General features: G+C 68.0%; 15 protein-coding genes. 12 read left to right on the forward strand and 3 right to left on the reverse strand.

All coding sequences use genetic code 11. The features are described 5' to 3' along the window. Positions 1–9 precede the first annotated feature (9 nt). The 8 genes from TSO5_RS07960 to uxuA all read left to right on the forward strand — a co-directional run bounded on the left by TSO5_RS07960 (position 10) and on the right by uxuA (position 9,104). Positions 10–843, forward strand: a complete 834-nt coding sequence (locus TSO5_RS07960; protein WP_109151091.1) for an ABC transporter permease subunit — start codon at positions 10–12, stop codon at positions 841–843. Between the two features lie 284 nt (positions 844–1,127). Continuing rightward, positions 1,128–1,886 (forward strand): GntR family transcriptional regulator, encoded by a 759-nt coding sequence (locus tag TSO5_RS07965; protein WP_109151092.1) that lies wholly within the window; start codon positions 1,128–1,130, stop codon positions 1,884–1,886. Positions 1,887–2,068: 182 nt separating this feature from the next. Beyond that, on the forward strand, positions 2,069–3,583 hold the full coding sequence (locus tag TSO5_RS07970; protein WP_109151093.1) for a mannitol dehydrogenase family protein: 1,515 nt from the start codon (positions 2,069–2,071) through the stop codon (positions 3,581–3,583). Between the two features lie 39 nt (positions 3,584–3,622). Then, positions 3,623–4,651: a Zn-dependent oxidoreductase gene (locus TSO5_RS07975; protein ID WP_109151094.1), complete on the forward strand. Its 1,029-nt coding sequence runs from the start codon at positions 3,623–3,625 to the stop codon at positions 4,649–4,651. 211 nt (positions 4,652–4,862) lie between these two features. Continuing rightward, a complete protein-coding gene (locus tag TSO5_RS07980; RefSeq protein WP_109151095.1) occupies positions 4,863–5,888 on the forward strand; it encodes a TRAP transporter substrate-binding protein in 1,026 nt (341 codons plus the stop codon). A gap of 198 nt (positions 5,889–6,086) precedes the next feature. Then, positions 6,087–6,590: a TRAP transporter small permease subunit gene (locus TSO5_RS07985; RefSeq protein ID WP_109074232.1), complete on the forward strand. Its 504-nt coding sequence runs from the start codon at positions 6,087–6,089 to the stop codon at positions 6,588–6,590. Beyond that, positions 6,590–7,864, forward strand: a complete 1,275-nt coding sequence (locus TSO5_RS07990; protein ID WP_109151096.1) for a TRAP transporter large permease — start codon at positions 6,590–6,592, stop codon at positions 7,862–7,864. The genes TSO5_RS07985 and TSO5_RS07990 overlap by 1 nt, the downstream gene beginning before the upstream one ends. 43 nt (positions 7,865–7,907) lie before the next feature. Further along, positions 7,908–9,104 (forward strand): mannonate dehydratase, encoded by a 1,197-nt coding sequence (uxuA, locus tag TSO5_RS07995; protein ID WP_109151097.1) that lies wholly within the window; start codon positions 7,908–7,910, stop codon positions 9,102–9,104. Positions 9,105–9,121: 17 nt separating this feature from the next. Here the strand turns inward: uxuA and TSO5_RS08000 are convergent, their stop codons facing one another. Continuing rightward, on the reverse strand, positions 9,122–10,549 hold the full coding sequence (locus tag TSO5_RS08000; RefSeq protein WP_247870638.1) for a sigma 54-interacting transcriptional regulator: 1,428 nt from the start codon (positions 10,547–10,549) through the stop codon (positions 9,122–9,124). 329 nt (positions 10,550–10,878) lie between these two features. On the opposite strand from TSO5_RS08000, the gene TSO5_RS08005 reads away from it, so the two are divergent. The 3 genes from TSO5_RS08005 (at position 10,879) to TSO5_RS08015 (ending at position 14,719) form a co-directional block, all read left to right on the forward strand. Beyond that, positions 10,879–12,738: a histidine kinase N-terminal 7TM domain-containing protein gene (locus TSO5_RS08005; protein ID WP_109151098.1), complete on the forward strand. Its 1,860-nt coding sequence runs from the start codon at positions 10,879–10,881 to the stop codon at positions 12,736–12,738. A 161-nt stretch (positions 12,739–12,899) separates the two neighbouring features. After that, positions 12,900–13,439: a TRAP transporter small permease gene (locus TSO5_RS08010; protein WP_109151099.1), complete on the forward strand. Its 540-nt coding sequence runs from the start codon at positions 12,900–12,902 to the stop codon at positions 13,437–13,439. Next, positions 13,436–14,719 (forward strand): TRAP transporter large permease, encoded by a 1,284-nt coding sequence (locus TSO5_RS08015; protein ID WP_109151100.1) that lies wholly within the window; start codon positions 13,436–13,438, stop codon positions 14,717–14,719. Before TSO5_RS08010 ends, TSO5_RS08015 begins: the two co-directional genes overlap by 4 nt. On the opposite strand, the gene TSO5_RS08020 is transcribed toward TSO5_RS08015, so the two are convergent. Together TSO5_RS08020 and norR are read right to left on the reverse strand one after the other, a co-directional pair. Then, the gene (locus tag TSO5_RS08020) at positions 14,716–14,982 is read right to left on the reverse strand and encodes a hypothetical protein (RefSeq protein ID WP_109151101.1); all 267 of its coding nucleotides are present in this window, start codon (positions 14,980–14,982) and stop codon (positions 14,716–14,718) included. The genes TSO5_RS08015 and TSO5_RS08020 overlap by 4 nt on opposite strands. Continuing rightward, complete coding sequence (gene norR / locus TSO5_RS08025) at positions 14,979–16,592, reverse strand: nitric oxide reductase transcriptional regulator NorR (protein WP_247870639.1); 1,614 nt, start codon at positions 16,590–16,592, stop codon at positions 14,979–14,981. The genes TSO5_RS08020 and norR overlap by 4 nt, the downstream gene beginning before the upstream one ends. 146 nt (positions 16,593–16,738) lie before the next feature. Here norR and hmpA point away from each other — a divergent pair, with 146 nt between their 5' ends. Beyond that, complete coding sequence (gene hmpA, locus TSO5_RS08030) at positions 16,739–17,914, forward strand: NO-inducible flavohemoprotein (RefSeq protein WP_109151103.1); 1,176 nt, start codon at positions 16,739–16,741, stop codon at positions 17,912–17,914. Positions 17,915–18,206 lie beyond the last annotated feature (292 nt).

Genomic DNA, 18,206 nt, shown 5'->3' on the forward strand with positions numbered 1-18,206 from the left:
GAGGCGGCAATGCAGAAATCCATCATGTCCCGCCTGTGGGTCTTCGCCGTCTGGGCGGTGATCGGGCTGTTCCTTATCAATTTGATGGGGCTGATCGCCTCGGTGCTGACCTCCTCGGTGGCGACGCGCTGGCTCGGCACCTTGATGCCGGCGGGCTTCACCACCCGCTGGTATTTCGCCGCCTGGGACGAGTTCCAACTGGGAGACGTGCTGTGGGTCACCTTCCAGGCGGTCGGGGCTGTGGTCCTGCTGTCCGGCCTGCTCGGCGTCCCGGCCGCCTATGCGCTGGCGCGGCGCGAATTCCCGGCCAAGCGGGCGGTGATGCTGCTTCTGCTTCTGCCCCTTCTGGTTCCGCCGATCACCTACGGCATCCCGCTGGCGACGGTGCTGTACAAGGCGGGGCTGGGTGGCACGCTGACCGGCGTCATCCTGGCCAATCTGGTGCCCACCGTGCCCTTCGTGGTGCTGGTGATGATCCCCTTCATCGAGCAGATCGATCCCCGCACCGAGGCGGCCGCCCGCGTCTTCGGCGCCAACATCTTCCAGATGTTCGTCCATGTGCTGGTGCCGATGCTGATGCCGGGCGTGCTGGCGGCGCTGCTGCTGGTGCTGGTGCGGACCATCGGCATGTTCGAGCTGACCTTTCTGGTCTCCGGGCCGGGCAGCCAGACGCTGGTGGTGGCGCTCTATTATGCGGTGTTCGCCTCCGGTGTTCGGGCGGTGCAGTCGATCGACGCCATGGCGGTCATCTATATGGCGACCACGCTGGTCTGGCTGATCGTCGCCCTGCGCTTCGTCAACCCGACCCAGATCGTCGGCCGCGGCAAGCGTCCCGCAGCGTAAGCTCGGGGTTACGGCCCGGCTCCACTCAAGACCATGATGCCGGCATCATGGTCTTGCAGTCGGTCCTCACAATTTCCGTCGGCACAGGCCGACGGTTTATTTGTGGAACTCTGGCAGGGACTGTTTGGCGGGAAAGAGCTTTCGTTGGCAAATCCGCACCATGCCAAGTCGGGGTGGCGGGAAATACTCTTGCCGCTGGCTTGGTATGGTAGTATCCTGATAGACCAGATATTCGCTCCGGCCCTTTGGGCCGGTTTCGAGGCGCCATAAACCATGACGTGCCGATGCTGAACAAGATCGACGTGGAATCCGGCGAACCGATCGCGCGGCGCGTGTACCGGGTGCTGCGCCAAGCCATCGTGACGATGCAGTTCCGTCCCGGTCAAGCCCTGTCCGAGCAGGAGATCGCCGATCAGCTCGGCGTCAGCCGCCAGCCGGTGCGCGAAGCCTTCATCAAGCTGAGCGAGTCGGGGCTGCTGACCATCCGGCCGCAACGCGGGACATTCGTCGTCAAGATCTCGGTCAAGCAGGTGCTCGACGCCCGCTTCGTGCGCGAGGCGGTGGAGACCGCCGTGGTGCGCAAGGCCTGCGAAACCATCACGCCGGCCGGTATCGCCGAACTGCGCGACAACCTGAAGGCCCAGTGGGACATCGCCGACGAACCGGTTCCGGTGCGCTTCCTGGAACTGGACGAAGCCTTCCACCGGACCATCGCCATCGGGGCGGAGTGCGAGTATGCGTGGCGCATCGTCGAGGAGACGAAGGCCCAGATGGACCGCGTCCGCTATCTCAGCGTTCCTTACGCCACGCCGATCCGCCGGCTGATCTCGCAGCATCAGGCGGTGGTCGAGGCCATCGTCGCCCGCGACCCCGCAAAGGCGGAGGCGGCGATGGGGCTGCATCTGCGCGAAATCCTGACCTCCCTGCCCGAGCTGGAGGGCAAGTTCCCCGACCTGTTCACCCTGGACGACGCCGCGCCTCCGCCGCCCCAGAAGGCGGCCTCCCGAAATGCGGGCCGCGCGAGGGTTGCCGGAGCGCGCTGATCGGCCCAGCTTTCAGGGGACGGTGAGGGGCGGTCCGGCATGGTTCGTCCGTCTCCATCGACGGCGCGGTCGGGGAGATCAGTTCGCCCAGGGAACAATCCGGATTGCCCTTCTCCGATTCCTGTGACATACTACCATACAAGAATGTGAGCGCGCAGCTCGCCAGGAAGGAAGCAGTTCCCATGCAAACGCCCGCATCGTCCTCTTCTCCTTCCGGTGCCCCGTCCCGGCGCCTCGACGCCTCCACATTGGCCACCCTGCCGGCGGCGGTGGCGCGGCCCGGTTACGACCGCAGGGATCTGGAGATCGGCATCGTCCATCTCGGGGTCGGCGCCTTCCAGCGCGCCCATCAGGCGGCCTATACCGACGCGCTGCTGGAGACGCAGTTTGGGGCGTGGGGCATCGCCGGGGTCAGCCTGCGCAGCCCCGACACCCGCGACGCGCTGGAACCGCAGGATGGGCTCTACACCGTCGCCGTGCGCGACGCGGAGGGGGAGCGGCTGCGGGTGATCGGCTGCCTGCTGGAACTGCTGGTGGCGCATGAGGATCCGGAAGCGGTGCTGGAGCGGATGTGCCGCCCGTCGGTGCGCATCGTCACCCTGACGGTGACGGAGAAGGGCTATTGCCACGACCCGGCGACCGGGGCGCTGAACGAGGACCATCCCGACATCCGCCACGACCTGGACAATCCGGCCAAGCCGCGCACCGCCATCGGCTTCCTGGCCGAGGCGCTGTCCCGCCGCCGCGCCGGCGGTCTGCCGCCCTTCACCGTGCTGAGCTGCGACAACCTGCCGAGCAACGGCGACACCGTCGCCCGCATCCTGCGCCGCTTCGCCGAGCTGCGCGGTGCCGATTTCGGCGCCTGGGTGGCGGAGTCCGTCGCCTGCCCCAACAGCATGGTCGACCGCATCGTTCCGGCCACCACCGAGGCCGACCGTGCCCGCGTATCCCAGTCGCTGGGCGCGCAGGACGCCTGGCCGGTGGTGACGGAGCCCTTCACCCAGTGGGTGGTCGAAGACCGTTTCCCTGCCGGCCGCCCGGCCTGGGAGACGGTGGGGGTGGAACTGGTCGCCGACGTCCACCCCTATGAGACGATGAAGCTGCGGTTGCTGAACGGCAGCCACTCGACCATCGCCTATCTGGGCTATCTGGCGGGCTATGAGACGGTGTCGGACACCATGGCCGATCCAGCCTTCGCCACGCTGGTCCGCAACCTGATGGACCGCGAGACCGGGCCGACGCTGCGCATGCCTCCCGGTGCGGATATGGAGCAGTACAAGGACGCGCTGATCGCCCGCTTCCGCAATCCGGCGCTGCGCCACCGCACCTGGCAGATCGCCATGGACGGCACGCAGAAGCTGCCGCAGCGGCTGCTGAACCCGATCCGCGACCGGTTGGCCGCCGGCCTCTCCATCGACCGGCTGGCCTTGGCCGTCGCCGCCTGGATGCGCTACGTCGCCGGCACCGACGAGGCCGGCAAACCCATCGACGTGCGCGACCCGCTGGCGACCCGTCTGGCGGAAATCGCTGCCTCCACCGCCGGCAACCCCAACCGGCTGGCCGAGGCTCTGTTCGGTCTGACCGCAGTGTTTGGCGAGGATCTGCCGCGCGACCCGCGCTTCACCGGCCCGGTCACCGCCGCGCTCAACCGGCTGTTTGCCGAGGGTGCGCGCGCCGTGGTTGCCGCCACCGCCTGACCCCGCTTTACAGCATCATCTTCTTTAGGGAGTGTTCCCGTGGTTGCCCTGACCGTCGAAAAGCCGCATGTGCTGGCGCTCCGCCCCGAAAACGCCCCGGATGCCGGGCCGGTCAAGGCCGGCGAGGTGCTGGTCCGCGTCCGGCGCGCCGGGATCTGCGGGTCCGACCTGCACATCTACCACGGCTCCAACCCCTTCGCGGTCTATCCCCGCGTGATCGGCCACGAGTTCGCCGGCACGGTCGAGGCGGTGGGCGACGGCGTGGGCAATGTCGCGGTCGGCGACCATGTGGTGGTCGATCCAGTGGTGTCCTGCGGCCGCTGCTACGCCTGCCGCGCCGGGCGGACCAATGTCTGCGCCAATCTGGAGGTGTTCGGCGTCCATCGCGACGGCGGGTTCCGCAACCATGTCGTGGTGCCGGCAGCCAACGCCATCAAGGTGCGCTCCGACCTGCCCTTCTCGCTTGCTGCACTGGCGGAGCCGCTGTCCATCGCCGCGAACGTGCTGTCGCGCACCGGCATCGGCGCCGACGACACGCTGCTGGTCTATGGTGCCGGGACGGTGGGGCTGACGGTGGTGCAGGTCGCCAAGCTGCACGGCGCCCGCTGCATCGTCGCCGACCTGGACGACAAGCGGCTGGAGCGGGCGAAGGAGTTCGGCGCCGACGTGGTCCTCAACTCGTCGCGCGTGTCGGTGCCCGACGCGGTGCGCGACGAGAATGACGGGCTAGGGCCCACGGTGGTGATCGACGGCGCCGGCGTCCCGGCCCTGCTGGAGGAGGCCTGCCGCCTCGCCAGCCCGGCGGCGCGCATCGGCCTGCTGGGCTTCTCCCCCGCCCCCTGCAACATCAGCCAGCAGGAGATCGTGAAAAAGGAGTTGACGCTGGTCGGCTCCCGCCTGAACCGCCGCCTGCTGCCGCAGGTCATCGACTGGCTGGAGAGCGGCAAGCTGCAGCCGGCGGCGATGATCACCCAGGTCTTCCCGATTGCCGACGCGGCTAGCGCCTTCGCCCTGATCGAAACCGACCCGTCCAGCACGATCAAGGTGCAACTGGACTTCGAGGGCTGAGGGTTTGTGAGCTTTTCTCGGCTGTCATTCCCGCGAAGGCGGGAATCCAGACCTGCCGAATGGAGGCTTTCATCGTGAAGCCTGGATCCCCGCCTTCGCGGGGATGACGGCCGAGAAGGGAGCCTGAAGGTTCACAGCCTCTTACCGCCTCAGTCCATCCATCACCCAATGCAAGGCGGACCTGATCCGCCCATAACGGAGGAACACCAGGATGAACAGCAAGACCCCGATCTCCCGCCGCACGCTGGCGAAGAGCATCGGCCTCGGCGCCGGCATCGCCGCAGGTGCGACGCTGCTGGGCGGCATCGCCGCGCCGGCCATCGTCCGCGCCCAGGCCAAGACGACGCTGAAGCTCGGCCACCTCGCCAACGAGGACAATGTCTGGCACAAGGCCTCGCTGGTCTTCGCCGAGGAAGTCGCCAAGCGCACAAACGGCGCGGTCGAGGTCAAGGTGTTCCCCAACGAGCAGCTCGGCAAGGAAACCGACCTGATCAAGGGCATCCAGCTCGGCACCATCGACTTCACCATCACCGGTGAATCGCTGCAGAACTGGGCGCCGGCCGCGGCGCTGCTGGCGGTTCCCTATGCCATCCGCGATCTCGACCATCTCGACAAGGTCGTCACCGGCGAGCCGGGCAAGAAGATCGCCGACGCCATCGAGCAGAAGACCCAGTTGGTCCCGCTGACCTACTTCGCCCGCGGCCCGCGCAACCTGACCAGCAAGCGCCCGATCAAGTCGCCGGACGAGCTGAACGGCCTGAAGATGCGCGTCCCCAACGTGCCGCTGTTCGTGTCCTTCTGGCAGGGGCTGGGCGCCAAGCCGACGCCGATGGCCTTCTCGGAGGTCTTCACCGGCCTGCAGAACGACACCATCGAGGCGCAGGAGAACCCGCTGGCCCTCATCAAGTCGGCGAGCTTCTACGAGGTCCAGAAATACGTGAACCTGACGGAGCACGTCATCAGCTGGATCTATCTGGTCGGCGGGTCGAAGAAGCTGAACAAGATGCCGGCCGAGCAGCGCACCGCGATCATGGAAGCCGCCAAGGCAGCGCAAGCCGCCGAGCGCAAGCTGTTCATCGAGGACGAGACCAAGCTGGCGGCCGACCTGAAGGCCAAGGGCATGGAGTTCATCACCGTCGACAAGGCCGCCTTCGCCGAGATGGGCCGCCCGGCCGTCGTCGCGGCGCTGTCGCCGGAGATCAAGCCGATCTACGACGAAATCCTCGCGGTGAAGTGAGGGGGAAGACCCTAGCCCTCTCCCGTCCCGGGAGAGAGAGGGGACCCACGAAGTGGGGAGGGTGAGGGGGAATGCGAGAATCCCGAACCGCATGGTTCCTTGCACCACCCCTCACCCCTCCCACCGCTTCGCGGCGGGCCCCTCCCCTCTCCCGGGGCGGGAGAGGGTGTACTCCCCCCAACCGCAAGAGCCTTTCCAATGCGCAACGCCTTTGCCGCCGCGGTGTCGGCCGTCTCCGCCCTTTGCCGCTGGGGAACCCTGGCGGCCATCGGCGTCCTCATCGTCGTCGTGACCATCCAGGTGCTGGGCCGCATTCCCGGTTTCCCCTCGCCGCCCTGGACGGAGGAGGTGGCCCGCTTCGCGCTGGTCCATCTCGTCGCCTTCTCCTGCGGGCTGGCGCTGCTGCGCGGCGAGCTGGTGAACGTCGACATGTTCATCCTGCTGCTGCCCAAGCCCCTGCAGACGGCGGTCGCCCGACTGGTCGATCTGGCGATCCTGGTCTTTGCCATCGCCATCATCCCCGGCGCCTGGGATTACGTGGTCGGCAGCATCGGTGAGCGGGCACGCTCCATCAACGTGCCGATGATCTGGGTCTATGTGGTGACGCTGATCATCCCGGTGTCGCTCGCCTTCTTCTCGATCGCCCGGCTGGCCGGGCTCGGGCGCGATTCCGCGCCGCCCAGCCATGGGGAAACCGTCTGATGGTCACCGCACTGTTCGTCACCTTCGCCGTCCTGCTGATCCTGGGCGCGCCGGTGGGCATCGCGCTGGGCGGGGCTTCGGCGGTTTATCTGGTCGGCAGCGACATCGACCTCGCGGTGGTTCCGCAATTCATGTATGCGGGCATGGACAGCTTCGTTCTGCTCTGCATCCCCGGCTTCGTGCTGGCCGGCAACCTGATGAACGGCGGCGGCATCACCGACCAGATCGTGCTGTTCAGCAACCGGCTGGTCGGCCATATCCGCGGCGGCCTCGGCCTTGCCAACGTGACGGGATCGATGGTGTTCGCCGGCATCTCCGGCACCGCGGTGGCGGAGACCGCCTCCATCGGCGCGGTGATGATCCCGGCGATGCGCAAGTCCGGCTATGACGCGCCCTTCGCCGCCGCGGTGACCGCCGCCGCCTCCACCGTCGGGCCGATCATCCCGCCCAGCGTGCCGATGATCATCGTCGGCACCCTGACCGGCCTGTCGGTCGGCAAGATGTTCATGGCCGGCGCCATTCCGGGCCTGCTGCTGGGCATCGGCATGATGCTGACGGTCTGGATCCTGGCGCGGGTGCGCAACTATCCGCGGGAGCCCTGGCAGGGTTTCGGCGCCCTGCTGCGCGCCAGCCGCGGTGCCTTCTGGGCGCTGCTGATGACGGCGATCATCCTGTTCGGCATCGTCGGCGGCTATTTCACCCCGACCGAGGCTTCCATCGTCGCGGCGCTCTACGCCTTCGTCATCGGGTTGTTCGTCTACAAGGGCTTCAAGCTGCGCCAACTGCCCGGCATCCTGCTGGAAAGCGCCATCGGGGCGGGCGGGCTGATTCTGCTGGTGGGCCTCGCCAACGTCTTCGGCTGGATCCTGACCAGCGAGCAGATCCCGCAGGCCATCGCCGCCTCGATGCTGGCGCTGACCACCAACAAGTATCTGATCATCCTGCTGATCAACATCCTCCTGCTGATCGTCGGCACCTTCATGGAGACGATCGCGGCGCTGATCATCCTGTTCCCGCCGCTGCTGGCGGTGGCAACCCAGGTCGGCATCGACCCGATCCATTTCGCCACCTTCGCCGTGCTGAACCTGATGATCGGCCTCACCACCCCGCCGGTCGGCGTCTGCCTGTTCGTCGCGGCGAACATCGCGAAGATCTCGCTGGGCGCCATCACCAAGGCGATCTGGCCCTTCCTGCTCTGCAACATCGTGATCCTGTTCCTGGTCTCCTACATCCCGGCCCTGTCGCTGTGGCTGCCGAGCCTGCTTTTCCGCTGACACCCAAATCCAAAGCCCCTCTCTTTCCAAGGAGTTCGCAGCCATGGAACAATCCTGGCGCTGGTTCGGCCCCGAAGACGCCATCAAGCTGAACCACATCCGCCAAGCCGGCGCCACCGGCGTGGTCACCGCCCTGCACCACATCCCCTACGGCGTCGTCTGGTCGGTCGAGGAAATCCAGAAGCGCAAGGCGATGATCGAGTCCGACAAGGAACTCGGCCTCAGCTGGACCGTCACCGAAAGCCTGCCGGTGCACGAGGCGATTAAGATCGGCGAAGGCGACCTGACCGAGCTGTTCGACAACTACCGCCAGTCGATGCGCAACCTCGCCGCCTGCGGCGTGACCACCATCTGCTACAACTTCATGCCGGTTCTGGACTGGACGCGGACGGACCTGGCGGCGGCTCTGCCGGGCGGCGGCACCTCGCTGCGCTTCAACGCCCATGAGCATGCCGCCTTCGACGTCTACATGCTGGAACGTCCGGGCGCCGAGGAGGACCATTCGCCGGAGGTCCTCGCCAAGGCCAAGGAGTGGTTCGACCGCTCGTCGGAAAGCGACCGGGCAAAGCTGCTGTCGAACATCATGGCCGGCCTGCCGGGCGCCTATGACCGCTACGACATTCCCGGCCTGCGCAAGATGATCGCGCGCTTCAACGGCATGTCCGCCGACGGCCTGCGCGAGACGCTGGCCCGCTTCCTGCGCGAGGTGATCCCGACGGCGGAGGAGGTCGGCATCCGCATGGCGATCCACCCCGACGACCCGCCCCGCCCGCTGTTCGGCCTGCCCCGCATCGTCAGCACCGAGGACGACCTCGCCCACCTCATCAACGCGGTGAAGTCGCCGAACAACGGCCTGACCTTCTGCACCGGCTCGCTGGGCGCGGGCCAGACCAACAATGTGCCGGCGATGGCCAAGCGCTTCGCCGAGGACATCCATTTCGTCCACCTGCGCAACGTCGCCAAGGAACCGGACGGGTCCTTCGAGGAAGCCGACCATCTCGGCGGCGACGTCGACATGGTGTCGGTCGTCACCACCCTGCTGGAGGAGCAGAAGCGCCGCCAGGACGCCGGCAACGACAACTGGCGCCTGCCCTTCCGCCCCGATCACGGGCATGAACTGCTGGACGATGTGGGCAAGCCGACCCACCCCGGCTACCCGATGATCGGCCGCCTGCGTGGTCTGGCCGAAATCCGCGGCGTGATGACCGCCGTCGCGGCGGTGAAGCAGCTGCCGATGTGAGTGGGGAGGCGCCGGCGTCACCCGCCGGCGCGCATCCCCAGCCGGGCGAGTTTCTTGTAAAAGGCGGCGCGGGAAATGCCGAGCGCCCGTGCCGCCTCCGTCGCCCGGCCGCCGCTGGCCGCGAGCGCACGGCCCAGCAGCCCGCGCTCGAACTCGTCGAAAGCCTCGTCATAGCCCGGTGGGGGCTGCGGCGTCGCATGAACCAGCGCCTGGACCGGCGTCGGACGCGTCACCTCTGCCGGTTCTGCATCCGCCAGATCCGGCAGCGCCTCGGCGAGGTCGGCGGCGGTCAGGCGCCGGTTATCGGTCAGCAGGCAGGTGCGTTCCAGCACGTTGCGCAGCTCGCGCACATTGCCGGGCCAGCGGTGGCGGCTCAGCGCCTCGACCGCTTCCGGGGTCAGGCCGCGCAGGGGAAGGCCGCTGCGGGCGGCGATCTCTTGAAGAATAGACTCTGCGATGGCTTCCAGCCCGCCGCCCATCTCCGCCAGGGCCGGCAGGCGGATCGGCAGCACGTTCAGCCGGTAATAAAGGTCGGAGCGGAAGCGGCCGTCGCGGATCCGCTGCTCCAGATCGACATTCGTCGCCGCGATCACCCGCACATCCACCTTCACCGGACGGTCGGAGCCCAGCGGTTCGATCTCCTGCTCCTGCAATGCCCGCAGCAGCTTGGCCTGCAGCCCCAGCGGCATGTCGCCGATCTCGTCCAGGAACAGGGTGCCGCCGTCGGCGGTCTTGAAGCGGCCTTCCCGGCCCCGGCGGTCCATCCCGGTATAGGCACCGGGCACCGCGCCGAAGAACTCCGCCTCCAGCAGTGTTTCCGGGATCGCCGCGACGTTGACGCCGACGAAGGACCGGCCGCTGCGCGCCGACAGGCCATGGATGGCCTGGGCGATCAGCTCCTTGCCGGTGCCGGTCTCGCCCAGCAGCAGGATCGGTGCATCGCTGCGGGCGGCGAGGCGGGCCTTGCGCTTGACCTCCAGGCAGACCGGGCTGTCGCCGACATAGCTTTGCAGCGTGTAGCGCGGCTGCCGCCCCTCGTCGAGCCGGCGTCGGGTCGCCGCGAGTTCGGCCTCCAGCCGCGACAGCTCGGCCAGCAGGGGTTTCAGGCGGTGCAGGCTGTCATAGAGGACGAAGCCGACGGCGCCGATGATCCCGCCGCGGTCGTCGGTCAGGGGAAAGCGCGTCACCACCAGCCGCTGGGTTCCGAACAGCATCAGGTCGAGCAGGATCGGCTGGCCGGTCGCCAGCACCTGACGCATCTGCGAATGGGGGATGATCTCCTCCACCTCGCGGCCGATGGCCTCGGCGGGATCGGAGATGCCGAGCATGCGGGCGTATTTCTCGTTGATCCACACCACCCGCGCGTCGCGGTCGACCGCCACCGTGCCCTCGGACTGGGTTTCCAGCGCCTCGAACAGCGACGGGATGGCACGGCTGCGCAGCAACGCGGCATTCCCGGCAAAGGCATCGCCTGCCAGGGGAACCGCCGCCCTGTCCGCTCCGCCCCGCCGTCCGCCGTCCGCCCGTTCCGTCACCCCAACCGCTCCCCATGATCGTCGCATCCAGGTGTTATCGGGACCGCGCCCGGATTCCGCAATGCCGGATTCCGCAATGGTAGAGCGACCCTCGGGCCAAGGCCGATCACAGTGCCGCAGGCTCTTGCGGAGTTGCGGCCGGCCGGTCCATGCTGCGGTGCCGTAGCGCTTTCCCGCTCCATTGCGGAACGGCCGCGCCACTCCTCCGGAGCCATCTTGCCCGTTCCGTCCGTTCCGCCATGCTGACCCTGCCGGCCCTTCTCCTGCTTGCCGCGGTACTGGCGACCTTGTGGACGGCATGGCGCAGCTGGGCTCTGCCCCCCTTTCCTGGGCGCTTCAACTTTGTGGCGATGCAGTTGTCCGCCTCCTGGTGGACGACGGCCGCCGCCATCGAAACCATCGTCCCGGCCCCGGCGGACAAACTGTTCTGGGCCGAGATGGCGTGGTTCGGCATCGTCTGCACCCCCAGCTTCTGGGCACTGTTCCTCTGGTCCTACACGCAGGAGGAATTGGCGGCGCGCTGGCGGCTGGTGCCGGTCGTGGTCGGCGCGCTGACCTGGGTGGCGGCGCTGACCAACGATGCCCATCAGCTGATCTATACGGCGGTCCAACCGATCAGCGACGCGCCGGGCGCCGCGCTGGACTACAGCCACGGCCTGCTGTTCTTCGTCGTCACCATCTATCTCTATGCCTTCATGGTGATGAGCATCGTCGTCACCGCCAGCGGCATCCACCGGGCCACGCCGGCCTACCGCACCCATTACCTGGGCTTTCTGGTGGCGATGGCGGTGCCGTGGGTGGCGAATGTCGGCTACGTCACCGGCAACCTGACCCTGTTCGACTTCGATCCCACTCCCTTCAGCTTCCTGCTGATGGGCGCGGTGTTCTACTGGCTGATCACCCGGCGGCGCCTGTTCGTCCTGCTGCCGGTCGCCCGTGATGCCCTGCTGGACGCCGTACCCGACCCCGTTCTGGTGCTGGATGCCGACGGCACGGTGGTGGAGGCGAACCCGGCGGCCCTGGCGCTGGTGCCCGACGGCACGCCGCTCGGCCGCCGGCTGGCCGACCTCCCCGGCCTGTCGGCGCTGTCGCCGCGGAACATCACCCTTCCGGTGCCGCTGACGCTGGAGAGTGACGGCACCTTGCGCAGCTTCGAGGCGACCCGCGTCCCGCTCACCTCCGGCAGCGCCGGCGGGCGTGCTGCGGCGCGCGAGGTCGGCTGCCTGCTGATGCTGCGTGACGTCACCCATCGCCGCCGGGCCGAAATGCGGCTGGAGGACATGGTGCGGCGCCTCGACCTCGCCCGGCTGGAGGCGGAGGAACGGCTGGTGGCCGAGCAGGAGGCCAAGCGGGCGCTGAACGGCTTCCTGTCGATGGCGGCCCACGAGTTCAAGACGCCGCTCGCCATCATCGACGGCGCGGCCCAGCTTCTGCTGATGGATGCGGAGGTGAAGGCCCCCGGCATGCTGCCGCGGCTGGAGAAGATCCGTCGGGCCGTGCGCCGGCAGGTCAACATCCTGGAGACCTGTCTTGCCGACGACCGGCTGAGCGACCCGGCTTTCGCTTTGCGCCGCGATCCGCTGGAACTGCCGGCCCTGCTGCGCGCCGCCGCTTCGGCCCAGGGCGACGCCGCCCCCGGCCGGCGGATCGAGCTGGATCTGGACGGTTGTCCGGCCCGGATGACCGGCGACGGCCCGATGCTGGAGCTGTGCGTCCACAACCTGCTGAACAACGCGCTGAAATACTCGCCTCCAGGCACGCCGGTCCGGCTGCGCGCCTGCAGCGAGGACGGGCCGGACGGTCAATCACAGCTGGCGCTGTCGGTGGCCGACCAGGGCATCGGCATCCCGGACAGCGAGCGGGAGCGGGTGTTCGACCGGTTCTTCCGCGCGTCCAACACCGGAACGGCGGCGGGCAGCGGCGTCGGGCTGAACATGGTCCGCCGCATCGCGGCGCTGCATGGCGGGACGGTGACAGTGGACAGCCGGCTGGGCGAGGGAAGCGTCTTCACGCTGCGGATCCCGCTCGGTAAAGACGCGCTCTGCGAAGACCGGATGGCCGGCATGCCGGCGGATCAGGGTCTGTCAGATGCTTATTAAAGCACCTGACAGACCCTAAACTTTTGGTTTTCCAGTGTGATTCGCGGTTCAAGCGTTTCCGCTCGAACCGATCACACTTTAGTCCGTCGGAGAGATCGTTTCTTGCATTGATTGACAGGTGAAGGGAATAATCCCGCTCCCACCATCTGGACCCTGGCAATATGAGCGATCACGACCCCACCGTCGTCCGGCCGGTGCCGAAACCCCGCGTCCCCCTGGGCATCGAAGAGGTGCTGGTCGCCATCACCATGGCGGTGGTGGCGCTGATCACCTTCGCCAACGTCGTGGTGCGCTACCTCACCGACGTCTCCTTCGCCTTCACCGAGGAATATTCGATTGCGCTGATGGTGATCCTGACCTTCCTCGGCGCCTCGGCCGCGGTGGTGAAGGACCGGCACATCCGCATCACCTTCATCACCGACAAGCTGTCGCCCACCAACCGCCGCCGGGCGGAGCAGTTCGCCATGGCCTGCGTGGCGGTGATGTACGGGCTGCTGGTGGTCTATGGCACCTGGACGACCTGGGACGATTACCGGTTCGAGGTGACCTCCCCGGCGCTGGGGCTGCCGCAGTGGATCTACACGATCTGGCTGCCGGTCCTGTCGCTGGTGGTGCTGGCCCGCACCATCGGCCGCATGATCCGCATCCATCGCGGCACCGAACCGCTGGAAACCGGACATATCCCGGAGGGCGAACCGTGATCACCACCCTGCTCTTCGGGTCCTTCCTGGTCATGATGCTGGGGGGCGTGCCGATTGCCGCCGCCCTTGGCCTGGCCGGCACCGCCGCCATCGCCTTCGCCCATCTCGGCGTCATTTCGGTTCCGACCAGCGTCTATACCGGCATCGCCAAATATCCGCTGCTGACCATCCCGATGTTCGTGCTGGCCGGCACCATCTTCGACCGGTCGGGCGTGGCGCAGAAGCTGGTGCGCTTCGCCACCGCCATCGTCGGCCAGGGCAAGGGCGCGCTGGCGATCATCGCGGTGGTGGTGGCGATGATGATGGGCGGCATCTCCGGTTCCGGCCCCGCCATCGCCGCGGCGGTCTGCGGCGTGATGGCGCCCAGCATGATCCGCGCCGGCTATCCCCGCCCCTACATCGCCAGCGTCATCGCCGCGGCGGCGGCCACCGACATCCTGATCCCGCCGTCGGTCGCCCTCATCATCTACAGCGTCCTGGTGCCGGCCGCCCCGACCACCTCGATGTTCGCCGCCGGCATCATTCCCGGCACGCTGGCCGGCCTCGCCCTCATCATCCCGGTCTTCTGGCTGGCGCGGAAACACAATCTGGGCGCCAAGCTGTCGCACGAGCCGCGACCGCCCTTCTGGCGCAGCCTGTGGGACGCATCCCTCGGCCTGTTCGCCAAGGTCATCATCCTGGGCGGCCTGCGGATCGGCATCTTCACCCCGACCGAGGCGGCGGTGATCGCCGTGGCCTACGGCCTGCTGCTCGGCATGGTGGTCTACCGCACCATCCGCTTCCGCGATCTCTATTCCATGCTGGTGGAGGCTGCGGAGATCTCCGCCATCATCCTGACGGTGATCGCGCTGGCCAGCGTGTTCGGCTGGGCGCTGAGCACCCTGTCGGTGATCGACCCCATCGCCGACGCCATCATCCACTCGGGCCTTGGCGAATATGGCGTGATGGCGCTGCTGGTGGTGATGCTGACCATCATCGGCACCTTCCTGGACGGCATCTCGATCTTCATCATCCTGCTGCCGCTGCTGATCCCCATCGCCACCGCCTACAAGTGGGACCTGACCTGGTTCGGCGTCATCCTGACCCTGATGATCGCCGTCGGCCAGTTCACCCCGCCGATGGCCGTCAACCTGATGGTGGCCTGCCGCATGACCGGCTGTTCGATGGAAAGCACCCTGCGCTGGGTGATGTGGCCGCTGGTCACCATGCTGCTGGTGGTGGTCGCGGTGATCATCTGGCCGGAACTGGCGCTGTGGATGCCGCGGCAGATGGGGTTCTAGAGGAAGCGGGCGATGTCGCGGCTGGTCAGATGCAGACTGGCCGCGGCGCCGTAGCCGCGCCCTGATATCTTGCCGGCCGCCGCGGCCTCGAACGCGGTGCGGTGGGCGGCGGCGTAGGCGAGGCAGTCCTCCGGCGTCGGGTCTCGCCGGCCGAGCAGGGCGCGGAAGGCCAGACGGTGGACGGCGCACCAGCCGCCGTGGCCGGCCGGGCGGAAGACCAGCGCGTCGATGTCCGCGCGCCAGGACAGCCCCTCCCCGCTCATTCCCGCAATCCCAACCGCCGGGCGAGACGGAACAGGTTGCTGCGGTCCAGGCCGAGCGACCGCGCCGTCTGCGCCCAGTTGCCGTCGTGGCGGGCCAGATGCTCGCGGATCATCCGGCGTTCGAGATCTTCCACCGCGTCGCGCAACGGCAGTTCGGGCAGGTCCGGCGGTTCCGGCAGGCGGGACCGCTGTGCCGGCATCGCTGCCGTCATGGCACTCCCCCCCTCCTGCCCCGGATCGGCCAAGCCCAAATCCTCCAAGCCCAAATCCACCGGGGTCAGGGTCAGCACGCCGCCGTCCGGCGGACGGGCGACGCGGGCGCGGATGGCGCCTCGGCCGATGGCGTGCTCCAGTTCGCGCACGTTGCCGGGCCAGGGGTAGGCCAGCATGCGCCGCTCCGCCGCCGCCGACAGACGCAGGTTGCGCAGGCCCAGCCGCGCCCGGTTGCGTTCCAGGAACAGGCCGGCCAGCCGCAGGATATCGGTGCCGCGGTCGCGCAGCGGCGGCACCCGCAGCGGATAGACGCTGAGCCGGTGATAGACGTCGGCTCGGAAGCGGCCCTCCCGCACCTCCGCCGCAAGATCGCGGTTGGTGGCGGCGATCACCCGCACGTCGACGGTGATGTGGCGGTCGGAGCCGACTCGCTGGATCTCGCCGTTCTGCAGCGCCCGCAGCATCTTGGCCTGCACCGCCAGCGGCAGTTCGCCGACCTCGTCCAGGAACAGGGTACCGCCGTCAGCCAGTTCGAACTTGCCGCGCCGGTCGGCCACCGCACCGGAGAAGGCGCCGCGCACATGGCCGAACAGCTCGCTTTCCACCAGCGCGTCCGGCAGGGCGGCGCAATTGACGTGGACCAGCGGCCCGGCGGCGCGGGGGGAGTGGGCGTGCAGCCGGCGGGCCACCAGCTCCTTTCCCACCCCGGTCTCGCCCAGCACCAGCACGACGAGGTCGCTGGCCGCCACGGTATCGACCTCCGTCAGCAGAGCCGCCATCGCCGGGCTGCTGCCGACGGGGTCGAAATCGAGCCCATGCGGCGGATCGTCGAGGATGCGCAAGGGCGTTCCGCCATCCGCTGCCATGGCTGCGTCCTGTGCCGCCCGCCGCTCCACCGCGGTCGCGAGGTCGGCAGTCAATTGCGCCCAGGCGGCAATCGCCCCGTCCCAGCCGTCGAAACGCCCCTCGTTCAGCGCGTCCAGCGTCAGCACGCCCCAGGGCCGCCCGTCGACGCTCAGCGGCGCCCCGACGCAGTCATGCACATGCAACCGCTCGCGCAGGTCGGGGATCAGCCCGTCATAGGGGTCGGGCAATTCGCAGCCGGCGGGGAAGCGCAGCGGCCCGTCCTCCGCCTCGGCAATCGCCTGCAGGCGGGGATGCTCACCCAGTTCGAATCGCCGGCCGAGCGTATCGGGACTGAGTCCGCGCGTGGCCAGCGGCACCAGCAGCCCCTCCTCCCCCAGCCGGCTGTCGTGACGCAGCAGCGCACAGGCATCGCAGGGCAGATGCCGCGCCATCAGGTCGAGCAGCAACGGCCACAGTTGCGCCGGATCGTCCAGCGCCCGCAAAAGCGCCCCTGCCTCCGCGAGCGGCAGCACCGTTGTCGAAATGACCATATCGTTGTTCATTCGACATCATAGCGTCCGCGGTCGCTTTGACAACGCTCCCTTCTGTGCAGTGCGGAATCGCTGGCTGCGTCGCTTTGGCACAGGGTTTGCCATCTGGTTGCGACAACGTGACGCGTAAAAGGATTGCCCTCTTCATGCTGACGCCTGCACAGATCGCCGTCATCAAGGCCACGGCTCCCGCCGTCGCCGCCAATGCAAACGAGATCACCGGCACCTTCTATCCGCTGATGTTCGAGCGCTTCCCCGAGGTGCGCGCAGTCTTCAACCAGAGCCACCAGCGCAGCAGCGCCCAGCCGGAAGCGCTGGCCAACGCCATCATCGCCTACGCCTCCAACATCGACCGGCTGGAGGTTCTGGGCCCGGCGGTGGAGGCCATCGTTCAGAAGCACGTTTCGCTCAACATCACCCCCGACCAGTACAAGATCGTCGGTACCTGCCTGATGGAAGCCATCGGCAAGGTGCTGGGCGATGCGGTGACCGCCGAGGTCGCCGACGCCTGGGGCGCGGCCTACTGGCAGCTGGCCGAGTTGCTGATCGCGGCGGAGGAAAAGGAATATGCCCGCAAGGCGGCGCTGACCGGCGGCTGGCGCGGCGCCCGGCGCTTCCGCATCGTCGAAAAGACGCCGGAAAGCGCCGTCATCACCTCCTTCCGGCTGGCGCCGGTCGATGGCGGACGGGTGATGGACTTCCATCCCGGCCAGTATCTCGGCCTGCGCCTGACCGTCGCCGGCGACACCGTCCACCGCAATTACAGCCTCTCGGCCTCGCCGAACGGCCGCGACTACCGCATCTCGGTGAAGCGCGAGCCGCAGGGTCTGGTGTCCGGCTTCCTGCATGACCGCGTGCAGGTCGGTGACGAGATCGACGTCTATCCGCCGGCCGGCGAGTTCGTGCTGCGCGAGGGCGCCGGCCCGCTGCTGCTGATCACCGGCGGCGTCGGCCAGACCCCCGCCCTGCCGCTGGCGGAACAGGCGCTGGCCGCCGGCCGCAAGGTCATTTACGTGCATGCCGCGCTCAACGGCTCGGTCCACGCCTTCCGCCGGCAGATCGACGAGCTGGCCGCCCTGAACGAGGCGCTGAAGCCGGTCTATTGCTATGCCGAGCCGCAGCCGGGCGACCAGCCGCACATGGTCGGCCTGCTCGACCAGCAGCGTTTGGCCAACCTGCTGCCGAAGGAGCCGGGCGTGGCCGCCTATGTCGTCGGCCCGAAGCCCTTCATGGCCGCGGTGGTCAAGGCGCTGACCGCACTGGGCCTCCCGGAGTCGGCCATCGTCCATGAGTTCTTCGGCCCGCGGGAAGCGCTCGCCTGACGCGGCACCCGAACAAAGTTGCCTCCAAACCTCACGAGCCGGCCTTTCCCCAAAGGCCGGCGATTTTTTGGGCCGATGTCCGTCCGCCTGACGCCTTTGCGGCCGGCGGTTGCGAGTAAATCTGTTATATCACTTAAATCAGATGTGATTTGCCGCGGCATAGGCCACCCTTCCGACTTGCGTCCGGCAGAGTGTGCTCCTTCTCGGTGAAATCCTCATGTGACGCGGCGGGCCATCCATTGCGATGCGGCATGATCCGCAACGCAATGCGGAAGAATCGTGGATTCTCCTT

Source organism: Azospirillum sp. TSO5 (genome assembly GCF_003116065.1).
Classification (GTDB): Bacteria; Pseudomonadota; Alphaproteobacteria; order Azospirillales; family Azospirillaceae; genus Azospirillum.

Coding starts and splice junctions, on each gene's coding strand:
- TSO5_RS07960 (WP_109151091.1), top strand. CDS start 10: ATGCAGAAATCCATCATGTCCCGCCTGTGGGTCTTCGCCGTCTGGGCG.
- TSO5_RS07965 (WP_109151092.1), top strand. CDS start 1,128: ATGCTGAACAAGATCGACGTGGAATCCGGCGAACCGATCGCGCGGCGC.
- TSO5_RS07970 (WP_109151093.1), top strand. CDS start 2,069: ATGCAAACGCCCGCATCGTCCTCTTCTCCTTCCGGTGCCCCGTCCCGG.
- TSO5_RS07980 (WP_109151095.1), top strand. CDS start 4,863: ATGAACAGCAAGACCCCGATCTCCCGCCGCACGCTGGCGAAGAGCATC.
- TSO5_RS07985 (WP_109074232.1), top strand. CDS start 6,087: ATGCGCAACGCCTTTGCCGCCGCGGTGTCGGCCGTCTCCGCCCTTTGC.
- TSO5_RS07990 (WP_109151096.1), top strand. CDS start 6,590: ATGGTCACCGCACTGTTCGTCACCTTCGCCGTCCTGCTGATCCTGGGC.
- uxuA (WP_109151097.1), top strand. CDS start 7,908: ATGGAACAATCCTGGCGCTGGTTCGGCCCCGAAGACGCCATCAAGCTG.
- TSO5_RS08005 (WP_109151098.1), top strand. CDS start 10,879: ATGCTGACCCTGCCGGCCCTTCTCCTGCTTGCCGCGGTACTGGCGACC.
- TSO5_RS08010 (WP_109151099.1), top strand. CDS start 12,900: ATGAGCGATCACGACCCCACCGTCGTCCGGCCGGTGCCGAAACCCCGC.
- TSO5_RS08020 (WP_109151101.1), bottom strand. CDS start 14,982: ATGAGCGGGGAGGGGCTGTCCTGGCGCGCGGACATCGACGCGCTGGTC.
- norR (WP_247870639.1), bottom strand. CDS start 16,592: ATGGTCATTTCGACAACGGTGCTGCCGCTCGCGGAGGCAGGGGCGCTT.
- hmpA (WP_109151103.1), top strand. CDS start 16,739: ATGCTGACGCCTGCACAGATCGCCGTCATCAAGGCCACGGCTCCCGCC.